The 18,758-nt window shown below is 62.0% G+C and carries 17 protein-coding genes; 12 read left to right on the plus strand and 5 right to left on the minus strand.

The window, feature by feature from the left end:
* The first annotated feature begins 3 nt into the window (after positions 1 to 3).
* The 7 genes from ACVW0Y_RS09720 (at position 4) to ACVW0Y_RS09750 (ending at position 6,777) form a co-directional block, all read left to right on the plus strand.
* A complete protein-coding gene (locus ACVW0Y_RS09720) occupies positions 4 to 195 on the plus strand; it encodes a cbb3-type cytochrome oxidase subunit 3 (RefSeq protein ID WP_108097332.1) in 192 nt (63 codons plus the stop codon).
* The gene (ccoP, locus tag ACVW0Y_RS09725; RefSeq protein ID WP_457437843.1) at positions 192 to 1,181 is read left to right on the plus strand and encodes a cytochrome-c oxidase, cbb3-type subunit III; all 990 of its coding nucleotides are present in this window, start codon (positions 192 to 194) and stop codon (positions 1,179 to 1,181) included. Before ACVW0Y_RS09720 ends, ccoP begins: the two co-directional genes overlap by 4 nt.
* A 229-nt stretch (positions 1,182 to 1,410) precedes the next feature.
* Positions 1,411 to 2,826 (plus strand): cytochrome c oxidase accessory protein CcoG, encoded by a 1,416-nt coding sequence (ccoG, locus tag ACVW0Y_RS09730; protein ID WP_457437844.1) that lies wholly within the window; start codon positions 1,411 to 1,413, stop codon positions 2,824 to 2,826.
* 61 nt (positions 2,827 to 2,887) lie between these two features.
* Positions 2,888 to 3,421, plus strand: a complete 534-nt coding sequence (locus tag ACVW0Y_RS09735; protein WP_457437846.1) for a FixH family protein — start codon at positions 2,888 to 2,890, stop codon at positions 3,419 to 3,421.
* Between the two features lie 4 nt (positions 3,422 to 3,425).
* The gene (locus ACVW0Y_RS09740; protein ID WP_457437847.1) at positions 3,426 to 5,855 is read left to right on the plus strand and encodes a heavy metal translocating P-type ATPase; all 2,430 of its coding nucleotides are present in this window, start codon (positions 3,426 to 3,428) and stop codon (positions 5,853 to 5,855) included.
* Between the two features lie 15 nt (positions 5,856 to 5,870).
* Positions 5,871 to 6,089 carry a cbb3-type cytochrome oxidase assembly protein CcoS gene (ccoS, locus tag ACVW0Y_RS09745; RefSeq protein WP_457437848.1) on the plus strand — a complete coding sequence of 73 codons (219 nt, stop codon included), beginning with the start codon at positions 5,871 to 5,873 and terminating at the stop codon, positions 6,087 to 6,089.
* Positions 6,082 to 6,777, plus strand: coding sequence for a sulfite exporter TauE/SafE family protein (locus ACVW0Y_RS09750; RefSeq protein WP_457437850.1), 696 nt, complete (start codon positions 6,082 to 6,084; stop codon positions 6,775 to 6,777). The genes ccoS and ACVW0Y_RS09750 overlap by 8 nt, the downstream gene beginning before the upstream one ends.
* Positions 6,778 to 6,784: 7 nt before the next feature.
* Here the strand turns inward: ACVW0Y_RS09750 and ACVW0Y_RS09755 are convergent, their stop codons facing one another.
* The gene (locus ACVW0Y_RS09755; protein WP_457437851.1) at positions 6,785 to 7,243 is read right to left on the minus strand and encodes a hypothetical protein; all 459 of its coding nucleotides are present in this window, start codon (positions 7,241 to 7,243) and stop codon (positions 6,785 to 6,787) included.
* 130 nt (positions 7,244 to 7,373) lie between these two features.
* Here ACVW0Y_RS09755 and fnr point away from each other — a divergent pair, with 130 nt between their 5' ends.
* From fnr to ACVW0Y_RS09770, 3 genes are all read left to right on the plus strand, one after another.
* Positions 7,374 to 8,108, plus strand: coding sequence for a fumarate/nitrate reduction transcriptional regulator Fnr (gene fnr / locus ACVW0Y_RS09760; RefSeq protein ID WP_457437853.1), 735 nt, complete (start codon positions 7,374 to 7,376; stop codon positions 8,106 to 8,108).
* Between the two features lie 66 nt (positions 8,109 to 8,174).
* The gene (locus tag ACVW0Y_RS09765) at positions 8,175 to 8,723 is read left to right on the plus strand and encodes an adenine phosphoribosyltransferase (protein ID WP_457437854.1); all 549 of its coding nucleotides are present in this window, start codon (positions 8,175 to 8,177) and stop codon (positions 8,721 to 8,723) included.
* A 177-nt stretch (positions 8,724 to 8,900) separates the two neighbouring features.
* Positions 8,901 to 9,746, plus strand: a complete 846-nt coding sequence (locus ACVW0Y_RS09770; RefSeq protein ID WP_457437856.1) for a metal-dependent hydrolase — start codon at positions 8,901 to 8,903, stop codon at positions 9,744 to 9,746.
* A 53-nt stretch (positions 9,747 to 9,799) separates the two neighbouring features.
* Here the strand turns inward: ACVW0Y_RS09770 and ACVW0Y_RS09775 are convergent, their stop codons facing one another.
* Positions 9,800 to 10,495, minus strand: coding sequence for a TetR family transcriptional regulator (locus ACVW0Y_RS09775; protein ID WP_457437858.1), 696 nt, complete (start codon positions 10,493 to 10,495; stop codon positions 9,800 to 9,802).
* A gap of 141 nt (positions 10,496 to 10,636) precedes the next feature.
* On the opposite strand from ACVW0Y_RS09775, the gene ACVW0Y_RS09780 reads away from it, so the two are divergent.
* The gene (locus ACVW0Y_RS09780; RefSeq protein WP_457437859.1) at positions 10,637 to 12,211 is read left to right on the plus strand and encodes a flavin-containing monooxygenase; all 1,575 of its coding nucleotides are present in this window, start codon (positions 10,637 to 10,639) and stop codon (positions 12,209 to 12,211) included.
* Positions 12,208 to 13,095 carry an SDR family NAD(P)-dependent oxidoreductase gene (locus ACVW0Y_RS09785; RefSeq protein ID WP_457437860.1) on the plus strand — a complete coding sequence of 296 codons (888 nt, stop codon included), beginning with the start codon at positions 12,208 to 12,210 and terminating at the stop codon, positions 13,093 to 13,095. Before ACVW0Y_RS09780 ends, ACVW0Y_RS09785 begins: the two co-directional genes overlap by 4 nt.
* Positions 13,096 to 13,216: 121 nt before the next feature.
* On the opposite strand, the gene ACVW0Y_RS09790 is transcribed toward ACVW0Y_RS09785, so the two are convergent.
* The 3 genes from ACVW0Y_RS09790 to nagZ form a co-directional block, all read right to left on the minus strand.
* Entirely contained in the window at positions 13,217 to 16,717 is a 3,501-nt protein-coding gene (locus ACVW0Y_RS09790; RefSeq protein ID WP_457437862.1) for a response regulator, read from the minus strand.
* A gap of 273 nt (positions 16,718 to 16,990) precedes the next feature.
* Complete coding sequence (locus ACVW0Y_RS09795) at positions 16,991 to 17,728, minus strand: S-methyl-5'-thioinosine phosphorylase (RefSeq protein WP_457437864.1); 738 nt, start codon at positions 17,726 to 17,728, stop codon at positions 16,991 to 16,993.
* A 19-nt stretch (positions 17,729 to 17,747) separates the two neighbouring features.
* Positions 17,748 to 18,755, minus strand: coding sequence for a beta-N-acetylhexosaminidase (gene nagZ / locus ACVW0Y_RS09800; protein WP_457437866.1), 1,008 nt, complete (start codon positions 18,753 to 18,755; stop codon positions 17,748 to 17,750).
* Between the last annotated feature and the right edge of the window lie 3 nt (positions 18,756 to 18,758).

Consider the following 18,758-nt stretch of genomic DNA (forward strand, 5'->3'; position numbering starts at 1 on the left):
GTGATGGATATCGGGATGATTCGCGGTCTTGGCACCGTAGTGGTGATGGTTGCTTTCGTCGGCCTGGCGCTGTGGGTTTTCAGTGGCCGCCGGCAGAAAGACTTCGACGAAGCCACCCTTCTGCCGTTCGCGGATGATCCCGAAGCCATCAAGCACGTCGAGCAAGAGCAAGCTTCTAGGAGTAACAAAGAATGACCCTCTTCTGGAGTCTGTACGTCACTGTACTTACCCTGGGCACTATCGCCACGCTGACTTGGATTCTTCTGTCCACGCGCAAAGGCCAACGTGCTGAAACTACCGACGAAACCGTCGGCCACTCCTTCGATGGCATCGAGGAATACGACAACCCGCTGCCCAAGTGGTGGTTTATGTTGTTCGTCCTGACCATCATCTTCGCCCTCGGTTACCTGGTGCTCTACCCGGGCCTGGGCAACTGGAAAGGTGTGTTGCCGGGCTACTCCTACCTGAACAACGAGACCAAGCAGGAATTCTCGAATGGTCAGCCAGGCTGGACCGGTGTGCACGAGTGGGAAAAGGACATGGCCAAGGCTGACGCCAAGTTCGGTCCGATCTTCGCCAAGTTCGCCGCCATGCCGATTGAAGAAGTGGCCAAAGACCCACAAGCCCTGAAGATGGGTGGCCGTCTGTTCGCCTCCAACTGCTCGGTTTGCCACGGTTCCGACGCCAAGGGCAACTATGGTTTCCCTAACCTGACCGACGCCGACTGGCGCTGGGGCGGTGAAGCAGCCACCATCGAAACCACCATTCTCGGCGGTCGCCACGCGGTGATGCCGGCCTGGGGCACCGTTATCGGTGACCAGGGCGTGCGTGACGTAGCGGCTTTCGTTCTGACCCAACTGGACGGCCGCAAGCTGCCGGAAGATGCCAAGGCAGATCCTGCCAACGGCCAGAAAATCTTCGCCGCCAACTGCGTGGCTTGCCACGGTCCGGAAGGCAAAGGTACCCCGGCAATGGGCGCACCTAACCTGACCCACCCAGCGGCGTTCATCTACGGCTCGAGCTTCGCTCAGCTGCAGCAGACCATCCGTTACGGTCGTCAGGGCGTGATGCCTGCCCAGGAACAACTGCAAGGCAAGGACAAGGTTCACCTGTTGGCGGCTTACGTCTACAGCCTGTCCCACGGCAACACCTCGGATGCTGCCAAACAGCAAGCCGAGTAATAGCCTCGTAAGAAATTGCTTAGGAGCCTGCCCAGCAGGCTCCTGATGCAACCCCCTCGCTTCACTCGCTCCGCCCTTCCGCCTCTGCCCCGCACTAACTCAAGCCTTACGCGACTTCACGTCGCAGCATTAACCCTGCAATCAGCGCGTATAATTCAGAGCGCACTAGTCGCCTTGACCTCCGTCGGCACGTATCGACGAGGCTCTTTCCACTGCCGTGGTACGCCCGATGAGTAAGCAGATTCCTGTTCAAGACATCACCCCGCCCGCCAAGTCTGCGGATAAGTCCGTTGATCTCTACGCTTCCCGGGAAAAAATCTACACCCGCGCCTTCACCGGTTTCTTCCGCAATCTGCGCATGCTTGGCGGCGCCGGGTTGTTCCTGCTCTACTTCGGCACTGTCTGGCTCAACTGGGCCGGCCACCAGGCCGTGTGGTGGAACCTGCCAGAGCGCAAGTTCTACATATTCGGCGCCACCTTCTGGCCGCAAGACTTCATTCTGCTGTCCGGCATCCTGATCGTCAGCGCCTTCGGCCTGTTCTTTATCACCGTATTCGCCGGCCGCGTGTGGTGCGGCTACACCTGCCCGCAAAGCGTATGGACGTGGATTTTCATGTGGTGCGAAAAGGTCACCGAGGGTGATCGCAACCAGCGCATGAAGCTCGACAAGGCGCCAATGAGCACCAACAAACTTCTGCGCAAATTCAGCAAGCACAGCCTGTGGCTGCTGATCGGTCTGGTCACCGGTCTGACCTTTGTCGGCTACTTCTCGCCGATCCGCGACCTGACCATCGATTTCTTTACCGGCGAAGCCGATGGCTGGGCCTACTTCTGGGTCGGTTTCTTCACCCTCGCCACCTACGGCAACGCCGGCTGGCTGCGCGAGCAGGTGTGCATCTACATGTGCCCTTACGCGCGCTTCCAGAGCGTGATGTTCGACAAAGACACCCTGATCGTTTCCTACGACCCGCGCCGCGGCGAACGCCGTGGTCCGCGCAAGAAAAACGCCGATTACAAAGCCGAAGGCCTGGGTGACTGCATCGACTGCACCATGTGCGTTCAGGTCTGCCCCACCGGCATCGACATCCGCGACGGCCTGCAGATCGAGTGCATCGGCTGCGCCGCCTGTATCGACGCCTGCGACACCATCATGGACAAAATGGAGTACCCACGCGGCCTGATCAGCTACACCACCGAGCACAACCTGTCCGGGCAGAAGACTCACCTGGTGCGTCCACGGCTGATCGGCTATGCCGTGGTCCTGCTGGCGATGATGGCCTTTTTGGCCACGGCCTTCGTACTGCGCCCGCTGGTGGGCTTCGACGTCAGCAAAGACCGGGTGCTATTCCGCGAAAACGCCGAAGGGCGCATCGAAAACGTCTACAACCTGAAGATCATGAACAAGGACCAGCAGCCGCACACCTATGCGCTCAGCGCCAAGGGCCTGGATGATCTGCAACTGGCCGGCAAACGCGAGTTCAAGGTCGATGCCGGGGAAATCATCTCCCAGCCCATCGAGCTGTCGGTGGCACCGGAGAAACTGCCGTCGAGCACCAACGAAGTGATCTTCGTCCTGGAGAGCGCCGACAACCCCGACACCCATGTGGAAACCAAGAGCCGCTTTATTGGCCCGCATATGCGCTGAGCCAATTGCGCCCTACACTAGCGCCCCGTAAATACCGGTCACCGATTCAGAGAGACAACCAATGCCCGCAACAGCAAGCAGTCCCTGGTACAAACACATCTGGCCCTGGATCATCATCGGCATGCTGACCACCTCGGTGGCCCTGACCATGCACATGGTGTTTATCGCCGCCGATGGCCAGGACACGCTGGTGACCGACAACTACTACGAAGCCGGCAAAGGCATCAGCCGCTCCCTGGACCGTGAACGTCTGGCCAAGGACCTGCACCTGGAAGCCCGCGCCACCCTGGACGAAGTGACCGGCGAAGTGAGCCTGCTGCTGAGTGGCGACAGCCGCCCGGAAAGCCTGGAGATGAACCTGATCTCGCCGACCCAGGCCGACAAAGACCGCCACCTGACCCTGAAACGCAGCAGCAGCCAGCCGGATCGCTATATCGGCCAACTGCCGGAAGCCGTCGAAGGCCGTCGCTTCGTCGAACTGCTCGGCGTGCAAGGCGAACAAACCTGGCGCCTGTTCGAAGAAGAGAAAGTCGGCGCTGGCGTCGAACTGAAACTCGGCGATGAGCCTATTCCGGGTGCCGAAACCCAACGTTAAGCCCATGAGCGCGCCCCTGCCCTGCTACCACTGCGGCTTGCCGGTTCCTGCCGGCAGCCGCTTTTGCGCACCCGTGCTCAACGAGCGCCGTGAATTCTGCTGCCCCGGCTGTCAGGCCGTGGCCGAAGCCATTGTTGCCGGCGGCCTGGAGAGCTACTACAGCCACCGCAGCGAAGCCTCGGTCAACCCGCAGGCCCTGCCGCAGCAACTGCAGGATGAGCTGGAACTCTACGACCGCGCTGACGTACAGAAAGATTTCGTTCATCACGACGCCGATCTTGCCGAGACCACCTTGCTTCTGGAAGGCATCAGCTGCGCCGCCTGCGGCTGGCTGATCGAGCATCGCCTGCGGCAATTGCCGGCGGTGGCCGAGGCGCACCTGAACCTGTCCAACCACCGTTTGCAGGTGCGTTGGGCCGACAGCCAACTGCCGCTGAGCGCGCTGCTCGGTGAGCTGCGCCATATCGGTTACGCCGCTCACCCCTACCAGGCTGATCGGGCTGCCGAGCAACTGGCCGCCGAAAACCGTCTGACCCTGCGCCAGCTGGGCGTCGCCGGGCTGCTGTGGTTCCAGGCGATGATGGCGACCATGGCTACCTGGCCGGAATTCAATATCGACCTGAGCCCCGAGCTGCACCAGATCATGCGCTGGGTGGCGATGTTCCTCACCACCCCCATCGTGTTCTACAGCTGCGCACCGTTTTTCAAAGGTGCCTTGCGCGACCTGCGCACCCGCCATCTGACCATGGACGTGTCGGTATCCCTGGCCATCGGTAGCGCCTATGTGGCGGGCATCTGGACCGCCATCACCGGCGTCGGCGAGCTGTACTTCGATGCGGTCGGCATGTTCGCCCTGTTCCTGCTGGCTGGGCGTTATCTCGAACGACGGGCTCGCCAGCGCACCGCTGCAGCCACCGCGCAGCTGGTGAACTTGCTCCCGGCCTCCTGCCTGCGTCTGGACGCCGAGGGTCAGAGCGAGCGCATTCTGCTGCGCGAACTGCAACTGGGCGAGCACGTGCTGATTCAGCCTGGCGCTGTGGTACCGGCGGATGGGCGCATTGTGCAAGGGCAGTCCAGCGTCGATGAGTCGCTGCTGACGGGCGAATACCTGCCGCTGCCACGCGCGGTCGGCGATCTGGTCACCGCCGGCACCCTCAACGTCGAGGGGCCGCTGCATGTTGAAGTGCAGGCGCTGGGGCATGACACCCGGCTATCCGCCATCGTCCGCCTGCTCGACCGTGCCCAGGCCGACAAACCGCGCCTGGCGGAAATGGCCGACAAAGCCGCGCAGTGGTTCCTGTTGGCGACCCTGATGCTGGTGGTGGTGATCGGTGCCGTCTGGTGGCAGCTGGATTCCAGCCGGGCCTTCTGGGTGGTGCTGGCCATGCTGGTTGCCACCTGCCCCTGCGCCCTGTCGCTGGCCACGCCCACCGCCCTTACCGCCGCCACCGGCACCCTGCACAAGCTGGGCCTGCTGCTTACCCGCGGCCATGTGCTGGAAGGCTTGAACCAGATCGACACGGTCATTTTCGACAAGACCGGCACCCTCACTGAGGGCCGCCTGACCTTGCGCGCCATTCGCCCCTTGGGCAGTGACAACGACGATAGCTGCCTGGCGCTGGCGGCGGCGCTGGAAAACCACTCCGAACACCCGATTGCCCGCGCCTTTGGCCAGGCACCGGCGGCGGCCGAGTCGGTCAACAGCGTGCCAGGGCTAGGGCTGGAAGGCGTGGTCGACGGCCGCCGCCTGCGTATCGGCCAGGCCAGTTTCGTCGCGCAGTTGAGCGGCAAGCCGGTGCCGGCGATGCCTGCGGAACCCGGTCAATGGTTGCTGCTGGGTGATAACGAAGGGCCGTTGGCCTGGTTGGTCCTCGACGACCGCCTGCGCAGCGATGCCCCAGCCCTGTTGGCGGCCTGCAAGGCGCGGGGCTGGAAAACTCTGCTGCTTTCAGGCGATACATCTCCTATGGTCAACAGCGTTGCCGCTGAACTGGGCATCGACGAAGCCCATGGCGGGCTACGCCCGGATGACAAGCTGGCGATGCTGCACACCTTGCACAGCCAGGGCCGCAAAGTGCTGATGCTCGGTGACGGGGTCAACGATGTACCGGTGCTGGCAGCGGCCGATATCAGCGTGGCCATGGGTTCGGCCACTGACCTGGCGAAAACCAGCGCCGATGCGGTGCTGCTGTCCAACCGCCTGGATGCCCTGGTGCAAGCCTTTGCCCTGGCCCGACGGACCCGCCACGTGATCATCGAGAACCTGTTGTGGGCCGGTCTGTACAATGGCCTGATGCTGCCGTTCGCCGCGCTGGGCTGGATCACGCCGGTGTGGGCGGCGGTCGGTATGTCGGTCAGCTCGCTGACCGTGGTACTCAATGCCTTGCGCCTGACGCGCCATCGCGCTCTGCCTGCCAGTGCTGGCAGCGCCTGACTGCCCGGAGCCTGTATGCCCGCCTTATACCTGCTGATTCCGATAGCCCTGCTGATCGTCGCGGTGTGCATCTTTGTCTTCTTCTGGGCCGTCAACAGCGGCCAGTACGACGACCTGGATGGGCCGGCCCACAGCATCCTGTTCGACGACCAGGACCCCAATCACCTGGCCGGCGTCGACCAGGCCAGCGGCCATGAACAGCCTGACGACAAACAGGAGCCGCCGCGTGCTTGAATTGGTGCCGCTGCTGGTCTCGGCAGTGATTCTCGGCCTGCTCGGTGGCGGCCATTGTCTGGGCATGTGCGGCGGCCTGATGGGGGCCCTGACCCTGGCCATTCCACCGGAGCAACGCAGTCGGCGCTTTCGCCTGTTGCTGGCCTACAACCTGGGGCGAATTCTCAGCTATGCCTGTGCTGGCCTGTTGATCGGCATGGCCGGTTGGGCCGTGGCCAATAGTCCGGCGGTGATGGTACTGAGAATTGTCGCAGCGCTGCTGCTGATTGCGATGGGCTTGTATCTGGCGGGCTGGTGGAGCGGTCTGACCCGCATTGAAGCCCTCGGACGGGGCTTGTGGCGCTATATCCAGCCGTTTGCCAGCCGTTTGATGCCGGTCTCCAGCCTACCCCGCGCCTTGCTGCTTGGCGCGCTGTGGGGGTGGTTGCCGTGCGGTCTGGTCTACAGCACGTTGCTGTGGGCGGCGAGCCAGGGCAATGCGCTAGACAGCGGTTTGCTGATGCTCGCCTTTGGTCTGGGCACCTGGCCGGTGCTGCTGGCCACCGGCATGGCTGCCGAACGCCTGACTGCCGTGCTACGCAAACGCAAGGTGCGCATGGCTGGCGGCTTACTGGTGATTCTGTTCGGTTTGTGGACGCTGCCCGGCCCCCATCAGCAATGGCTGATGGGCCACGCCATGCATCACTAAGCGCTACTTACGCCATCAACAGCCCGGACATTTCCTGAAGCTGATCAGGGCTCAGGCCTGCTTCTTTTACCGCCTGCAACAGCGCGCCATTGGCAGTAATCAGGGCGCCGTTCAGTGTTGCAAGCTGGCTTTGCACACCTTGCGCCTTCTGCGCTCGAGCTTCGTCGGAAAGACTCTGATCGGCCATCACCGCCTGCAGCTCGGCCTGCTTTTCGGCGATCTGCTGACGAAGCTGACGAATCATTTTCAACGCTTGTTTGATGCCGTCTGGCAGGCTGCTGTTGTCGATATCGTCGTTACTGCCCTTAGCGGCGGAACTGATCTTCTGCGCTTGCTCGGACAACGTCACCTTGATGCCTTGCAACGCTTCCTGCATATCCACCGGTTGACTCGGGTCGCGCGCCAGCTTGGTATTAACCTGCTGCGACAAGTGGCCCAAGACGTTGCTGCTGTTTACCTGCAACATTTGCTTTCTCCCTCCGTAGTCACACAGGGGTGTCGGCCGCCTGCGGGCGAACTTAAGCGCATGGCCAGGGCGGACGTTAAGCTGATACCCTTACGCTTCGTGTGTGCTTGGCTATAAAGGATGCCTTGCGATGAATGAAATGATCAAAGCCCGCGGCCTGCCAGCCGTACATTGCAAAGATTGCAGCCTGAGCGGCCTGTGCCTGCCGCTGTCGATGGACCTGGAAGATATGGACGCGCTGGACGACATCGTCAAACGCGGCCGGCCACTGAAAAAAGGCGATTTCCTGTTCCGCCAGGGCGACCCCTTCACCTCGGTGTTCGCCGTACGCTCCGGTGCCTTGCGCAGCTTCAGCGTCTCCGATGGCGGCGACGAGCAAATCACCGGCTTCCACCTGCCGAGCGAACTGATGGGCATGTCGGGCATGGACGAAGAGTCCTACCCCACTTCGGCCCAGGCCCTGGAAACCACCACCGTTTGCGAAATCCCCTTCGAAAAACTCGACGACCTGTCGCTGCAGCTGCCGCAACTGCGCCGTCAGCTGATGCGCATCATGAGCCGCGAGATTCGCGACGATCAGCAGATGATGCTGTTGCTATCGAAAAAGACCGCTGACGAGCGCATCGCCTCCTTCCTGATCAACCTCTCGGCACGCTTCCGCGCCCGTGGTTTCTCGGCCAACCAGTTCCGCCTGTCGATGTCGCGCAATGAAATCGGTAACTACCTGGGCCTCGCGGTGGAAACCGTGTCCCGCGTATTTACCCGCTTTCAGCAGAGCAACCTGATCGCCGCCGACGGCAAGGAAATCCAGATTCTCGACCCGGCACAGCTGTGCGCCCTGGCGGGCGGCAATCTGGAGCAGTAGGCAAGATCTGTCGGGCGCGGCTTGTTAGAATCGCGCCCTTGTCAGAACCAATAGCAGGCCCCAGCGATGATCTTCGACGACTTCAGCATCAAATCCCTGATTCGCCCCGTGCCGGATTTCCCCAAGCCCGGCGTGATCTTTCGCGATATCACCCCGCTGTTCCAGTCGCCACGCGCTCTGCGCTTGGTGGCCGACAGCTTCGTACAGCGTTACGTCGAGGCCGAGTTCAGCCATATCGGCGCTATGGATGCCCGTGGTTTCCTGATCGGCTCGATCATCGCCTATGCCTTGAACAAGCCCCTGGTGCTGTTCCGCAAGCAGGGCAAACTGCCGGCCGATGTCTTGGCCGAGGGCTACCAGACCGAATACGGCGAAGCCTTTCTCGAAGTGCACGCCGACAGCCTGTGTGAAGGCGACTCGGTGCTGATCTTCGATGACCTGATCGCCACCGGCGGAACCTTGCTGGCGGCCGCCGCCCTGGTGCGCCGGATGCGCGCCACGGTGTTCGAGGCGGCCGCGATCATTGACCTGCCGGAACTGGGCGGTTCGGAAAAGCTGCAAGACGCCGGTATTCCAACCTTCTGCCTGACCAGCTTCGCGCTTTCCGACCGCTAGACCGCGGCATTCCAGCTGTTACCCGCGCGCGCCCCGGCCAACCTTGTTGGTCGGGGCGCTGCACTTAGGTTGGGTGTTCCTGTTGCCAGCTTGGGCCAATCATTGAAAGCAATCAGTGATCAACCCTGAGCCGTACAACAAGAAAGATCGCTTGCTAGCGATCGTCAGGAGCCTCCCATGACCGCCATCCCAACGCCCTCCAAACTGACCAAGCCCAACGCCAGCTTTCCGGTGCGACGCATGGACTTCACCTTTGCCGAAACGGAAAAGTACTGGTGGAGCAACGACCCGTTCATGACCCACTTCATGAACAACCTGTCGTCGCTGTTCCCCTATGGCGAAATGTTCTTCGTCGACAGCGTGCGCGCCGTGCGTGACACCATCACCGAGCCGCAGCTGAAAAAGGACATCAGCGCCTTTATCGGCCAGGAAGCCATGCACTCCAAAGAGCACGCGACCTACAACGAGTACGCCGCCCAACACGATATCGATTTGGAAAAGCTCGAGCTGCGCATCAAGGTGCTGCTGGAGTGGGTGACCAAGATCACCACCAAAAAACAGCGCCTGGCCGCCACCTGCGCCCTGGAACACTTCACCGCCACCATGGCCCAGCAACTGCTACAGCGCGAAGACCTGACCACCCAGATCGACGACCCGAAGATGTACCAACTGTGGATGTGGCACGCGATTGAAGAGAACGAGCACAAAGCCGTGTGTTACGACGCCTACCAGGCCGTCGGCGGTGGTTACTTCACCCGCGTGGCAATGATGGCGATCTCCACCGTGATCTTCTTCGGCGTGATCGGCTGGTTCCAGGTGCACCTGCTGCGCAAAGACCGCCAGCTGTTCAACCTGCGCAGCTGGGGCCGCGGCCTGCGCACCCTATTCAGCCTGCGTGACGGCTTCCTGACCAAGCTGGTGTTGCCGTACCTCGACTACTACCGCCCCGGCTTCCACCCGTTCGACCACGACACCAAGGTGCTGGAACAACGCTGGAAAGACCGCCTCGGTTTTAGCGGCTGATCTGACCTCGCTCTTGTAGGAGCGGCCGGGCCGGCCGCTCCTACAGTTCTCTGTTACAGCTTCAACTCCCCCACCGCCTGCAACACCGTGGCCCCGGCAAACATCATCAGAATCTGCTGCTGCGCCTGTGCGCAGATCTGCGGGCGGCGCTCGACTTGTTCGATGTATTCCAGCGACTGCTGAAACAACTGCCGGCTGATCATCGAGGACACCTGGCGCACCGCTGCCGGTTCCAGGCTCGGCAGCAGCTGCAGCTTGCCGAGGTCCTCGGCCATGTCGTTGGCGAAGCCTTCCATCATTTGTTCCAGCGCTTCACGCAGCACCCTGGAGCTGCCGTGCAGTTCGCGCACGCCAACGATAAAGGCCTGCGGGTTCTGCGCGGCGTAGTGGAAAAACAGCTCTACGGTTTCGCTGCACACCCGTTGGCCGCGGGCCAAGTCAACGCCGAAGGTCAGTTTGCTCGGGGTGTTCTGGCCCGCACGTTCGGCGGCTTCGAAACGCAAATCGCGCAGCGGTTGGCGAATGCGCGCGGCCAACTCGGCAATCATCGCCAGGCCCAGATCGTCCACGGTTTTGAAGTGGCGATAGAAGGTATTGGGGTTCAACCCCGCCTCCCGCGCCAACTCCCGCAGGCCCAGACCGCTAAGGCTACGGCTCACTGCCGCGAGGCGCAGCGCGGCATCCAGCAACAAACGTTTGCCCTGGGCGGTAACGGTTTTGGTAGCAGATGGCTCAGCCGTGGTGGTCATGGCAGGTGGTCGCCCCTACGGAAGATTGGGTTGAGTTTCCGGTATACGGGTGTATACATGGAGCCAAGGTATACGATTGTATACACGGTTAGCAAGACACACACTGTAGACAGCGAAAACAATCACAACAGGAGCTTGTTCATGGGCGCACAACCACATGCCACCCCTACCGACGCCACCCCGCGCACCGTGCGGCACACCAAGATCGCCATTATCGGCAGCGGCTTTTCCGGCCTCGGCATGGCCATTCGCCTGAAACAGCAAGGCGATAACGACTTCCTGCTGTTCGAAAAGGAAGCCGGCGTTGGCGGCACCTGGCGCGTCAACAACTACCCCGGTTGTGGCTGCGACGTGCAATCGCACCTGTACTCCTTCTCCTTCGAACCGAACCCGGAGTGGACGCGTATGTTCGCCCGCCAGCCGGAAATCAAAAGCTATCTGGAAGGCTGCTGGGAAAAATACCGTCTGGCGCATAACACCCTGTTGCATACCGAAGTCGCCGGCATGCGCTGGGACGACCAGGCCGAGCTGTGGCGCATCCATGACCGCGCCGGCAACCATTACACCGCGCAGTTTGTGGTGTCCGGCATGGGTGCCCTCTCCACCCCGTCGATTCCGCACCTCAATGGCCTGGACAACTTCACCGGCAAAGTCTTCCACTCCCAGCAGTGGGACCACGATTATGACCTCACCGGCAAACGCATCGCCGTGGTCGGCACCGGCGCTTCGGCCATCCAGTTCGTCCCGCGGATTCAGAAACAGGTCGGCCAGCTCGACCTGTACCAACGCACCGCCCCATGGATCATGCCCAAGCCCGACCGCGCCATCAGCGACAAAGAACGCGCGCGCTTCAAGCGCTTCCCACTGGCGCAGAAGGTCTGGCGCGGCCTGATTTACGGCGTGCTGGAAAGCCGGGTGATCGGTTTCGCCCTGCTGCCGCGGATCATGAAACTGGCCCAATGGGTCGGCAAAGCCTTTATCAACAAGCAGATCAAGGACCCGGTGCTGCGCGCCAAGGTCACGCCCAACTACACCATGGGCTGTAAACGTGTGTTGATCTCCAACGACTACTTCCCGGCCCTGACCCAGCCGAACGTCGATGTGATCACCGACGGCATCCAGGAGATCCGCGCCAACAGCATCGTCACCGCGGACGGCAAAGAGCGCCCCATCGACGCGATCATCTTCGGCACCGGCTTCACCCCGAGCGACCCCATGCCCCGTGGCGTGATCTTCGGCCGCGACGGCGTCGACCTGCTCGACACCTGGCCCGAAGGCCCGCAGGCCTACAAAGGCACCCTCACCGCCGGCTTCCCCAACCTGTTTTTCCTGATGGGGCCGAACACCGGGCTGGGCCATAACTCGATGGTCTATATGATCGAATCGCAGATTCAGTACGTACTCGGCGCCCTCAGGCTGCTGGACAAGCAAAGCCTGCAAAGCCTGGAAGTGAAGCGCGACGTGCAAGAGCGTTTCAACGCCAGGATCCAGGGTCAGTTGGGCAAAACCGTATGGAACGCCGGCGGTTGCATGAGCTGGTACCTGCACCCGATCAGTGGCCGTAACTGCACGGTATGGCCGGGCTTTACCTGGCGCTTTCGCCTGCTGACGCGCAACTTCGACCCAGCGGCCTATCATTTCAATCGCGCCCAGCCTGCCCATCCGGCTCAGGGCTATCTACCTACCGTGGCTCAGGCCAGCGAGGTGGCAGCATGAAGTCCTTCGAAAACAAAGTCGCCGCGATTACCGGAGCCGGTTCCGGTATCGGCCGCGCTCTGGCTTATGGCCTGGCCCGGCAGGGTTGCCACCTGGCCCTGGCCGATGTGAACAGCGAAGCCTTGGCGGAAACCGCCGCCACGGCGCGCAAGCTGGGTGTCACCGTTACCGAAAATCAGGTCAACGTTGCCGAGCGTGAAGCCGTGCATGCCTGGGCCAACCAGGTGGTGCTCGACCACGGTCGGGTCAACCTGGTGTTCAACAACGCCGGCGTCGCCCAGGGCGGCACAGTCGAAGGCAACGACTACGCCGATTACGAATGGATCATGAACATCAACTTCTGGGGCGTGGTGTACGGCAGCAAAGCGTTCCTGCCGCACCTCAAGGCCTCGGGCGATGGCCATATCGTCAACGTATCGAGTGTGTTCGGCCTGTTCGCCCAGCCGGGCATGAGCGCCTACAACGCGACCAAATTTGCCGTGCGCGGCTTTACCGAATCGCTGCGCCAGGAGCTCGACATGGCGGGCGGCGCGGTATCGGCCAGCTGCGTGCACCCGGGCGGGATCAAGACCAATATCGCCAAAACCGCGCGGATGAATGAAAGCCTGAGCAAGGTCACCGGCCAGGCAGCGGATCAGGCACGACAGCAGTTCAACGACCAGTTGCTGCGCACCACCCCGGACAAAGCGGCGCAGGTGATTTTGCGCGGTGTACTGCGCAATAACCGGCGCATTCTGATTGGTGCTGATGCCTGGGCGCTGGATGCCATGCAACGGCTGCTGCCGTCGCTGTATCAGCGCGTGGTGGTGGGCTCGATGCGCTTGGCGGCGAAGTTTGCGCCTAAGCCTAAGCGTGGAGTTGCTGAGCAGAAAGCGACCGAGTAAACGACTGCTGCTTGCGCATCTGGATCCCAGCCTGCGCAGGGATGACGGAGATTTATACAGTTACTCCGTCGTCCCAGCGCAGGCTGGGACCCAGAATATTGCGTCGAACTCACAGCTGAAATCAGGCCATATCGGAACGCGGCAACCACACCCGAATCAAGGAAAACAAGCGCTCCAGATCCAGTGGTTTAGCCAGGTAATCGCTGGCCCCGGCCTTCAGGCATAGTTCCTGGTCGTCCTTCATCGCCTTGGCCGTCACCGCAATGATCGGCAACTTACTAAAGCGCGCGTCCTGGCGAATCCGCCTTGTCGCTTCGTAGCCATCCATCACCGGCATCATTACGTCCATCAGCACCAGATCGATGTCCGGGTTTTCGTCCAGCTTGTCCAACGCCTCTCGGCCATTGCCGGCACTGACCACCTGCACGCCCTTCTCGTCCAAAGCGCTGATCAGCGCGTAGACGTTGCGCATATCGTCGTCCACCACCAACACCTGGCGATTGGCAAATACCTCATCGCGGTTGCGCGCTGCCTTGCTCGGTGCTCGACGCTGGCTGCCGGTCGGGGCTTCGACCTTATGCAGGAACAGCGTCACCTCATCCAGCAGGCGCTCCGGCGAGCGTGCGCCCTTGATGATGATCGAGCGCGAATGCTTGCGCAGGCTCTCTTCTTCGCCACGGGTCAGCGGCCGCGAGACATAGACGATCACCGGCGGATAGGCGTCGATATGCTCGCTGGCCATGCGCGTCAGCAGCTGGTTGCCGTGCATGTCCGGCAGCTCCAGGTCGATGACCATGCAATCGAACGGCATCTGTCGCAATAACTGCAAGGCCTGCTCGCCATGGGAAACCGCAGTGACCTCGATCTCCAGGTCATCCACCAATTGCGCAATGCTGTCGCGCTGACGGGCATCGCCCTCGACAATCAACAACCGCTGCACCTTCTGCGTCAGCCGCGCCTCCAGGCGAGAGAACACCTCCACCAGCGATTCGCGGGTGGTTGGCTTCTGCGCATAGCCGATGGCCCCCAGGTGCAGGGCCAGCTCGGTGCGGTCGTCGGTGGAAATCACATGCACCGGAATATGCCGGGTGCGCGGGTCTTCCTTGAGGCGCTGCAAGATCGACAGCCCCGGTTCGTCGGGCAGGCGCATATCCAGCAAGATCGCGTCCGGCTGGTTGGTAGCCAGTAACAGGTTGGCCTCGGTGGAGCTGTGCGCCACCAGGCAGCGGTAGTGCAGCTCATGGGCCAGGTCGAAGAGGATCTGCGCAAACTTCACCTCGTCCTCAATAACCAGCACGCAGCGCCCGGGCATATCGTGGCGCTCGCGGTCATCGGGAAAGCTCGCTTGCGGACGGCCCAGCGCCTCGTTGCGCGGCGCTTCGCTGGGTGCCGGGTGAATGGCGGCGCTGGGTTCGCGGGCCAGGAACAGGCGATTGGGATCAAGCGTCGGAGGGGGCAGCGGGTCTGCATAGTTGAGCGGCAGCCACAGGGTGAACTGGCTGCCCTTGCCCGATTCGCTGTGCACCTGAATATGCCCACCGAGCACCTCGGCCAGGTTGCGCGAAATCGACAGGCCCAGGCCGGTGCCACCGAAGTGGCGATTGATGCTGCCATCGGCCTGGCGGAAGGCCTCGAAAATCACCTGTTGCTGCTCGGGGCTGATGCCTATGCCACTGTCACTGACGATAAAGGCCACTCCACCGTCGGCCGGCTCGATGCTCAGGCTGATGGTGCCGGCGGTGGTGAACTTGAAGGCGTTAGACAGCAGGTTCTTCAGCACCTGCTCGACGCGCTGCGCATCGCTGACAAAATGCACCGGCGCATCACTGGCCACACGCACTGCAAAGGCCAGTTTCTTCTCCACAGCCTGGGGCTGGAACAGGCTTTCCAGGCTGTGCGCCAGACGCATCAGCGAGGTTTCTTCCGGGCGAATTTCCAGACGCCCGGCCTCGACCTTGGACAGATCGAGAATGTCGTTGATCAGGGCCAACAGGTCCTTGCCGGAGGAGTAGATCAGCTCGGCATGCTTGATCTGTTGCTCATCCAGATTGCCTTTACCGTTGTCCGCCAGCAGGCGGGAAAGAATCAGCGAACTGTTCAGCGGCGTGCGCAGTTCGTGGGACATATTGGCGAGGAATTCCGACTTATAGGTACTGGCGCGCTGCAGCTCGCTGGCCCGCTGCTCCAATTCGCCGCGAGCGTCGGCCAGGGCATGGTTGCGTTCATCCAGCTCGTCGCGCTGGCGGGTGAGGGACTGGGTCTGTTCGTTGAGCTGGTCGTTGGTCTGCTCCAGCTCGGCTTGCTGTTGCTCGAGATTGACCTGGGCTTCCTGAATCAACCGCGACTGGTCTTCCAGCTCTTCATTGGCGCTGCGCAGCTCTTCCTGCTGCACCTGCAATTCTTCGTTGAGCTGCTGGGTTTCGTGCAGCGACTCATGCAGTCGCTGGCGATAACGCGCCACTTCGATGGAGGTGCCCAGGCCGTCGGTAAGGGAGCGTACAAAGGTCTGCTCGCGCTCGCTCAGCTCGCGCATAAAGCCCAGTTCAAGCACCCCGTTGACCGCGCCATTGTTCTCGATCGGCGCGAGCATCACGGCCAAGGGTGCGTCGCTGCCCAAGCCGGAATTCACCTTCAGGTAATTGGCACTCAGACCCGGAATCACCCGCGCCCGTCGCTCTACCGCCACCTGCCCCACCAGGCCGCTGCCGTCCGCAAAAATTTGCGGCGTGCTTTGCTGTTCGGCGTCGAAGCCGTAGTCGGCGACCCGCTCCAGATGACCCTGGTCCTGACGCACATAAAAGGCACCCACCACCATATCCAGATAGTGGCCGAGAAAGCTCAAAGCCGTCATGCCGATAGAGGACGTGTTGGGCTGGCCAATGATACGTTCGGCCAGCTGCGACTGGCCCTCGCGCTGCCAGGCCTGTTGTTGCAGTTGCTCGTTCACCGTCTCCTGCTGCTGCAATAGACTGCCGTAGAAGCGCGACAGGCCCAGCAGCTCGCGGCGGCCAAAGAAGGCCAGAAGGCCGCTGAATGACAGGTTGAAGATCGCGTACAGGCTGATGGTGACAATGGCAGTGAAGCTGGCGCGCTCGTTGCGCTCGTGACGCAGCTGCTGCTCGGTGGCGATAAAGTCGTTGAAGTGTTTGCGGATACTGTCCATCAGCGAACCGCCCGCGACCTTTACCGTGCCCGGCGGAGCATTGCTGGCCTGGCGCTGCTCGATCAGCTTGGCGGAGGCCAACGCCCAGCGCTGCTGCAAGTCTTCGATATCGCGCAGGCGTTCGAGCTGGCCGGGGTTGTCCTTGACCAACTCGCGCAGGCCCTGCATATGGTCGCCGATACGACTGCGCGCCTCTTCGTAAGGCCCCAGCACTTCGGCTTCGCCGGCAAGCAGGTAACCGCGCAACCCGGCCTGCTGGTCGATGGTCAGGCGATAGCCTTCGTTGGCCTGGGCGATAACCTGATCGGTGTGTTCCACCCAACTGAGCACATACAGCAGATAGGCGATCAGCGCGATAAACAGGCCTGTGCCCACTACCCCCGAACCTATTGGCAAAACCAGATTGCGGGTCAACATGCGGCGAAAGGCGCTTTCATCGACAGTGGCGGCACTGTTCATCTCGAGTCCTCCGATAGAACAAGTCTTGAAGCTGAGACATGGATGCCGGTTCCCTGACATCCGTTCAAACAACCTGCGGCAAAACCTGAGGTTGGTTGAAATGTAGCTCCATCGGAGGGGTCTTGCGCTGTATTCGTCCTAGGCGGGTATTACGAACATCCCAACAAAAACACCCGTCGTCCCAGCGCAGGCTGGGACCCAGAATATTTCGCCGAGCACCTGTTCCTGGCGCATTCTGGATCCCGCCTGCGCTGGGACGACGGTGATCAGGGCTTAGCCAGCGAGCACCCGCGCCAAGGTAGCGCGCACTTTATCCATGCCGTTATCCAGCGCCCGCTCGATCTCGGCCATGGTGATCACCGCGTGGGTCTTGCCCGCCGCGGGGTTTACCACCAGAGCCAGACAGGCATAGGGCAGTTCCAGTTCACGGGCCAGGGCGGCTTCGGGCATACCGGTCATGCCGATGATATCGGCACCGTCACGTTCCAGGCGGGCCACTTCGGCCACGCTTTCCAGGCGCGGGCCCTGGGTGCAGGCATACACGCCATGACTGCTGTACGCCACGTTCTCGGCGGCCAGGGCTTCGATCAGCTGGTCGCGCAGAATGTCGTTGTAGGGGTAGCTGAAATCAATATGAGTAACGTGCTCCAGCTCGCCGGCAAAGAAGGTGTGCTCGCGGCCGTGGGTGTAGTCGATGATCTGGTGCGGCACACAAAAGTGCCCGGTGCCCATGGCGGCGTGAATGCCACCCACTGCGTTGACGGCAACGACCACGTCCGCCCCGGCATGCTTGAGCGCCCAGATATTCGCCCGGTAGTTCACCTGATGCGGCGGAATCCGGTGTGGGTGACCGTGGCGGGCGAGAAACAGCACTTCGCGGCCGGCATAGTTGCCGCGCATGATCGGCGCCGATGGCGCACCGTAGGGCGTGTCGATATTCAGCACAGCGCTGATGGTCAGGCCTTCCAGTTTGGTCAGGCCGGTGCCACCGATAATTGCGTAAACGGTCATGTAGGAAGTCCTAAGAGAGTTAGATCAGTTGTGCAGCCTGCAGATCGCCTACGGCTTGCAGCCAGCGCGGGCTCTGCTTGTAGTCGGTAGTGGCGAATCCCTGGCCGCGCATCCGCGCCAGGCCGGTTGGCGGGCTGACCTTGAGACGTTGCAGGGCACTCAGCGCCAGCTCAGCGGCGGCGCGGTCGTTGCACACCAGGCCCATGTCGCAGCCCGCGCTCAACGCCGCTTCGATGCGGTTGGCGGCATCGCCGACCACATGGGCGCCGGCCATCGACAGGTCGTCACTGAAAATCACCCCTTCAAATTGCAGCTCGCCACGCAGAATGTCCTGCAACCAGCGGCGCGAGAAGCCGGCAGGCTGGTCGTCCACCTGCGGGTAGATCACGTGCGCCGGCATCACCGCCGCCAGCTGTTTGCTCAGGCGGGCGAAGGGCTGCAGGTCGTTGGCGCGAATCTCCTCGAGGCTGCGCTCGTCCACCGGGATCGCCACATGGGAATCGGCTTCGGCCCAGCCATGGCCGGGGAAGTGCTTGCCGGTAGCCGCCATGCCGGCGGCGTTCATGCCGCGGATAAAGGCACCGGCCAGCAGCGCTGCACGGGCCGGATCGCCATCGAAGGAGCGACTGCCAACCACGGCGCTGCGCTGGTAATCCAGATCCAGCACCGGGGCGAAACTGAGGTCCAGCCCCACCGCCAATACCTCGGTCGCCATCAGCCAACCGCACTGCTCGGCCAGCCATTCGGCATTGGCGTTATCGGCCACCGCACGCATCGCCGGCAGGCGCACAAAGCCTTGGCGCAAGCGCTGCACGCGGCCACCTTCCTGGTCCACGGCCAACAGCAGGTCGGGGCGCACGGCGCGAATGGCGGCGGACAGCTCGCGCACCTGGCGCGGGTCGTCGATATTGCGCGCAAACAGAATCAGTCCGGCCACTTGCGGCTGACGCAGAATCTGCCGGTCTTCAGCGGTCAGCCAGGTGCCGCCGATATCCAGCATCAATGAGCCTTTGAGGCCAACAGTCATAAC

Source organism: Pseudomonas sp. TE3786 (assembly GCF_054057335.1).

Bases quoted from the DNA above. Each gene is read 5' to 3' on its own strand.
- ACVW0Y_RS09720 (WP_108097332.1), top strand. From the start codon at position 4: ATGGATATCGGGATGATTCGCGGTCTTGGCACCGTAGTGGTGATGGTT.
- ccoP (WP_457437843.1), top strand. From the start codon at position 192: ATGACCCTCTTCTGGAGTCTGTACGTCACTGTACTTACCCTGGGCACT.
- ccoG (WP_457437844.1), top strand. From the start codon at position 1,411: ATGAGTAAGCAGATTCCTGTTCAAGACATCACCCCGCCCGCCAAGTCT.
- ACVW0Y_RS09735 (WP_457437846.1), top strand. From the start codon at position 2,888: ATGCCCGCAACAGCAAGCAGTCCCTGGTACAAACACATCTGGCCCTGG.
- ACVW0Y_RS09740 (WP_457437847.1), top strand. From the start codon at position 3,426: ATGAGCGCGCCCCTGCCCTGCTACCACTGCGGCTTGCCGGTTCCTGCC.
- ccoS (WP_457437848.1), top strand. From the start codon at position 5,871: ATGCCCGCCTTATACCTGCTGATTCCGATAGCCCTGCTGATCGTCGCG.
- ACVW0Y_RS09755 (WP_457437851.1), bottom strand. From the start codon at position 7,243: ATGTTGCAGGTAAACAGCAGCAACGTCTTGGGCCACTTGTCGCAGCAG.
- fnr (WP_457437853.1), top strand. From the start codon at position 7,374: ATGAATGAAATGATCAAAGCCCGCGGCCTGCCAGCCGTACATTGCAAA.
- ACVW0Y_RS09765 (WP_457437854.1), top strand. From the start codon at position 8,175: ATGATCTTCGACGACTTCAGCATCAAATCCCTGATTCGCCCCGTGCCG.
- ACVW0Y_RS09770 (WP_457437856.1), top strand. From the start codon at position 8,901: ATGACCGCCATCCCAACGCCCTCCAAACTGACCAAGCCCAACGCCAGC.
- ACVW0Y_RS09775 (WP_457437858.1), bottom strand. From the start codon at position 10,495: ATGACCACCACGGCTGAGCCATCTGCTACCAAAACCGTTACCGCCCAG.
- ACVW0Y_RS09780 (WP_457437859.1), top strand. From the start codon at position 10,637: ATGGGCGCACAACCACATGCCACCCCTACCGACGCCACCCCGCGCACC.
- ACVW0Y_RS09785 (WP_457437860.1), top strand. From the start codon at position 12,208: ATGAAGTCCTTCGAAAACAAAGTCGCCGCGATTACCGGAGCCGGTTCC.
- ACVW0Y_RS09790 (WP_457437862.1), bottom strand. From the start codon at position 16,717: ATGAACAGTGCCGCCACTGTCGATGAAAGCGCCTTTCGCCGCATGTTG.
- ACVW0Y_RS09795 (WP_457437864.1), bottom strand. From the start codon at position 17,728: ATGACCGTTTACGCAATTATCGGTGGCACCGGCCTGACCAAACTGGAA.
- nagZ (WP_457437866.1), bottom strand. From the start codon at position 18,755: ATGACTGTTGGCCTCAAAGGCTCATTGATGCTGGATATCGGCGGCACC.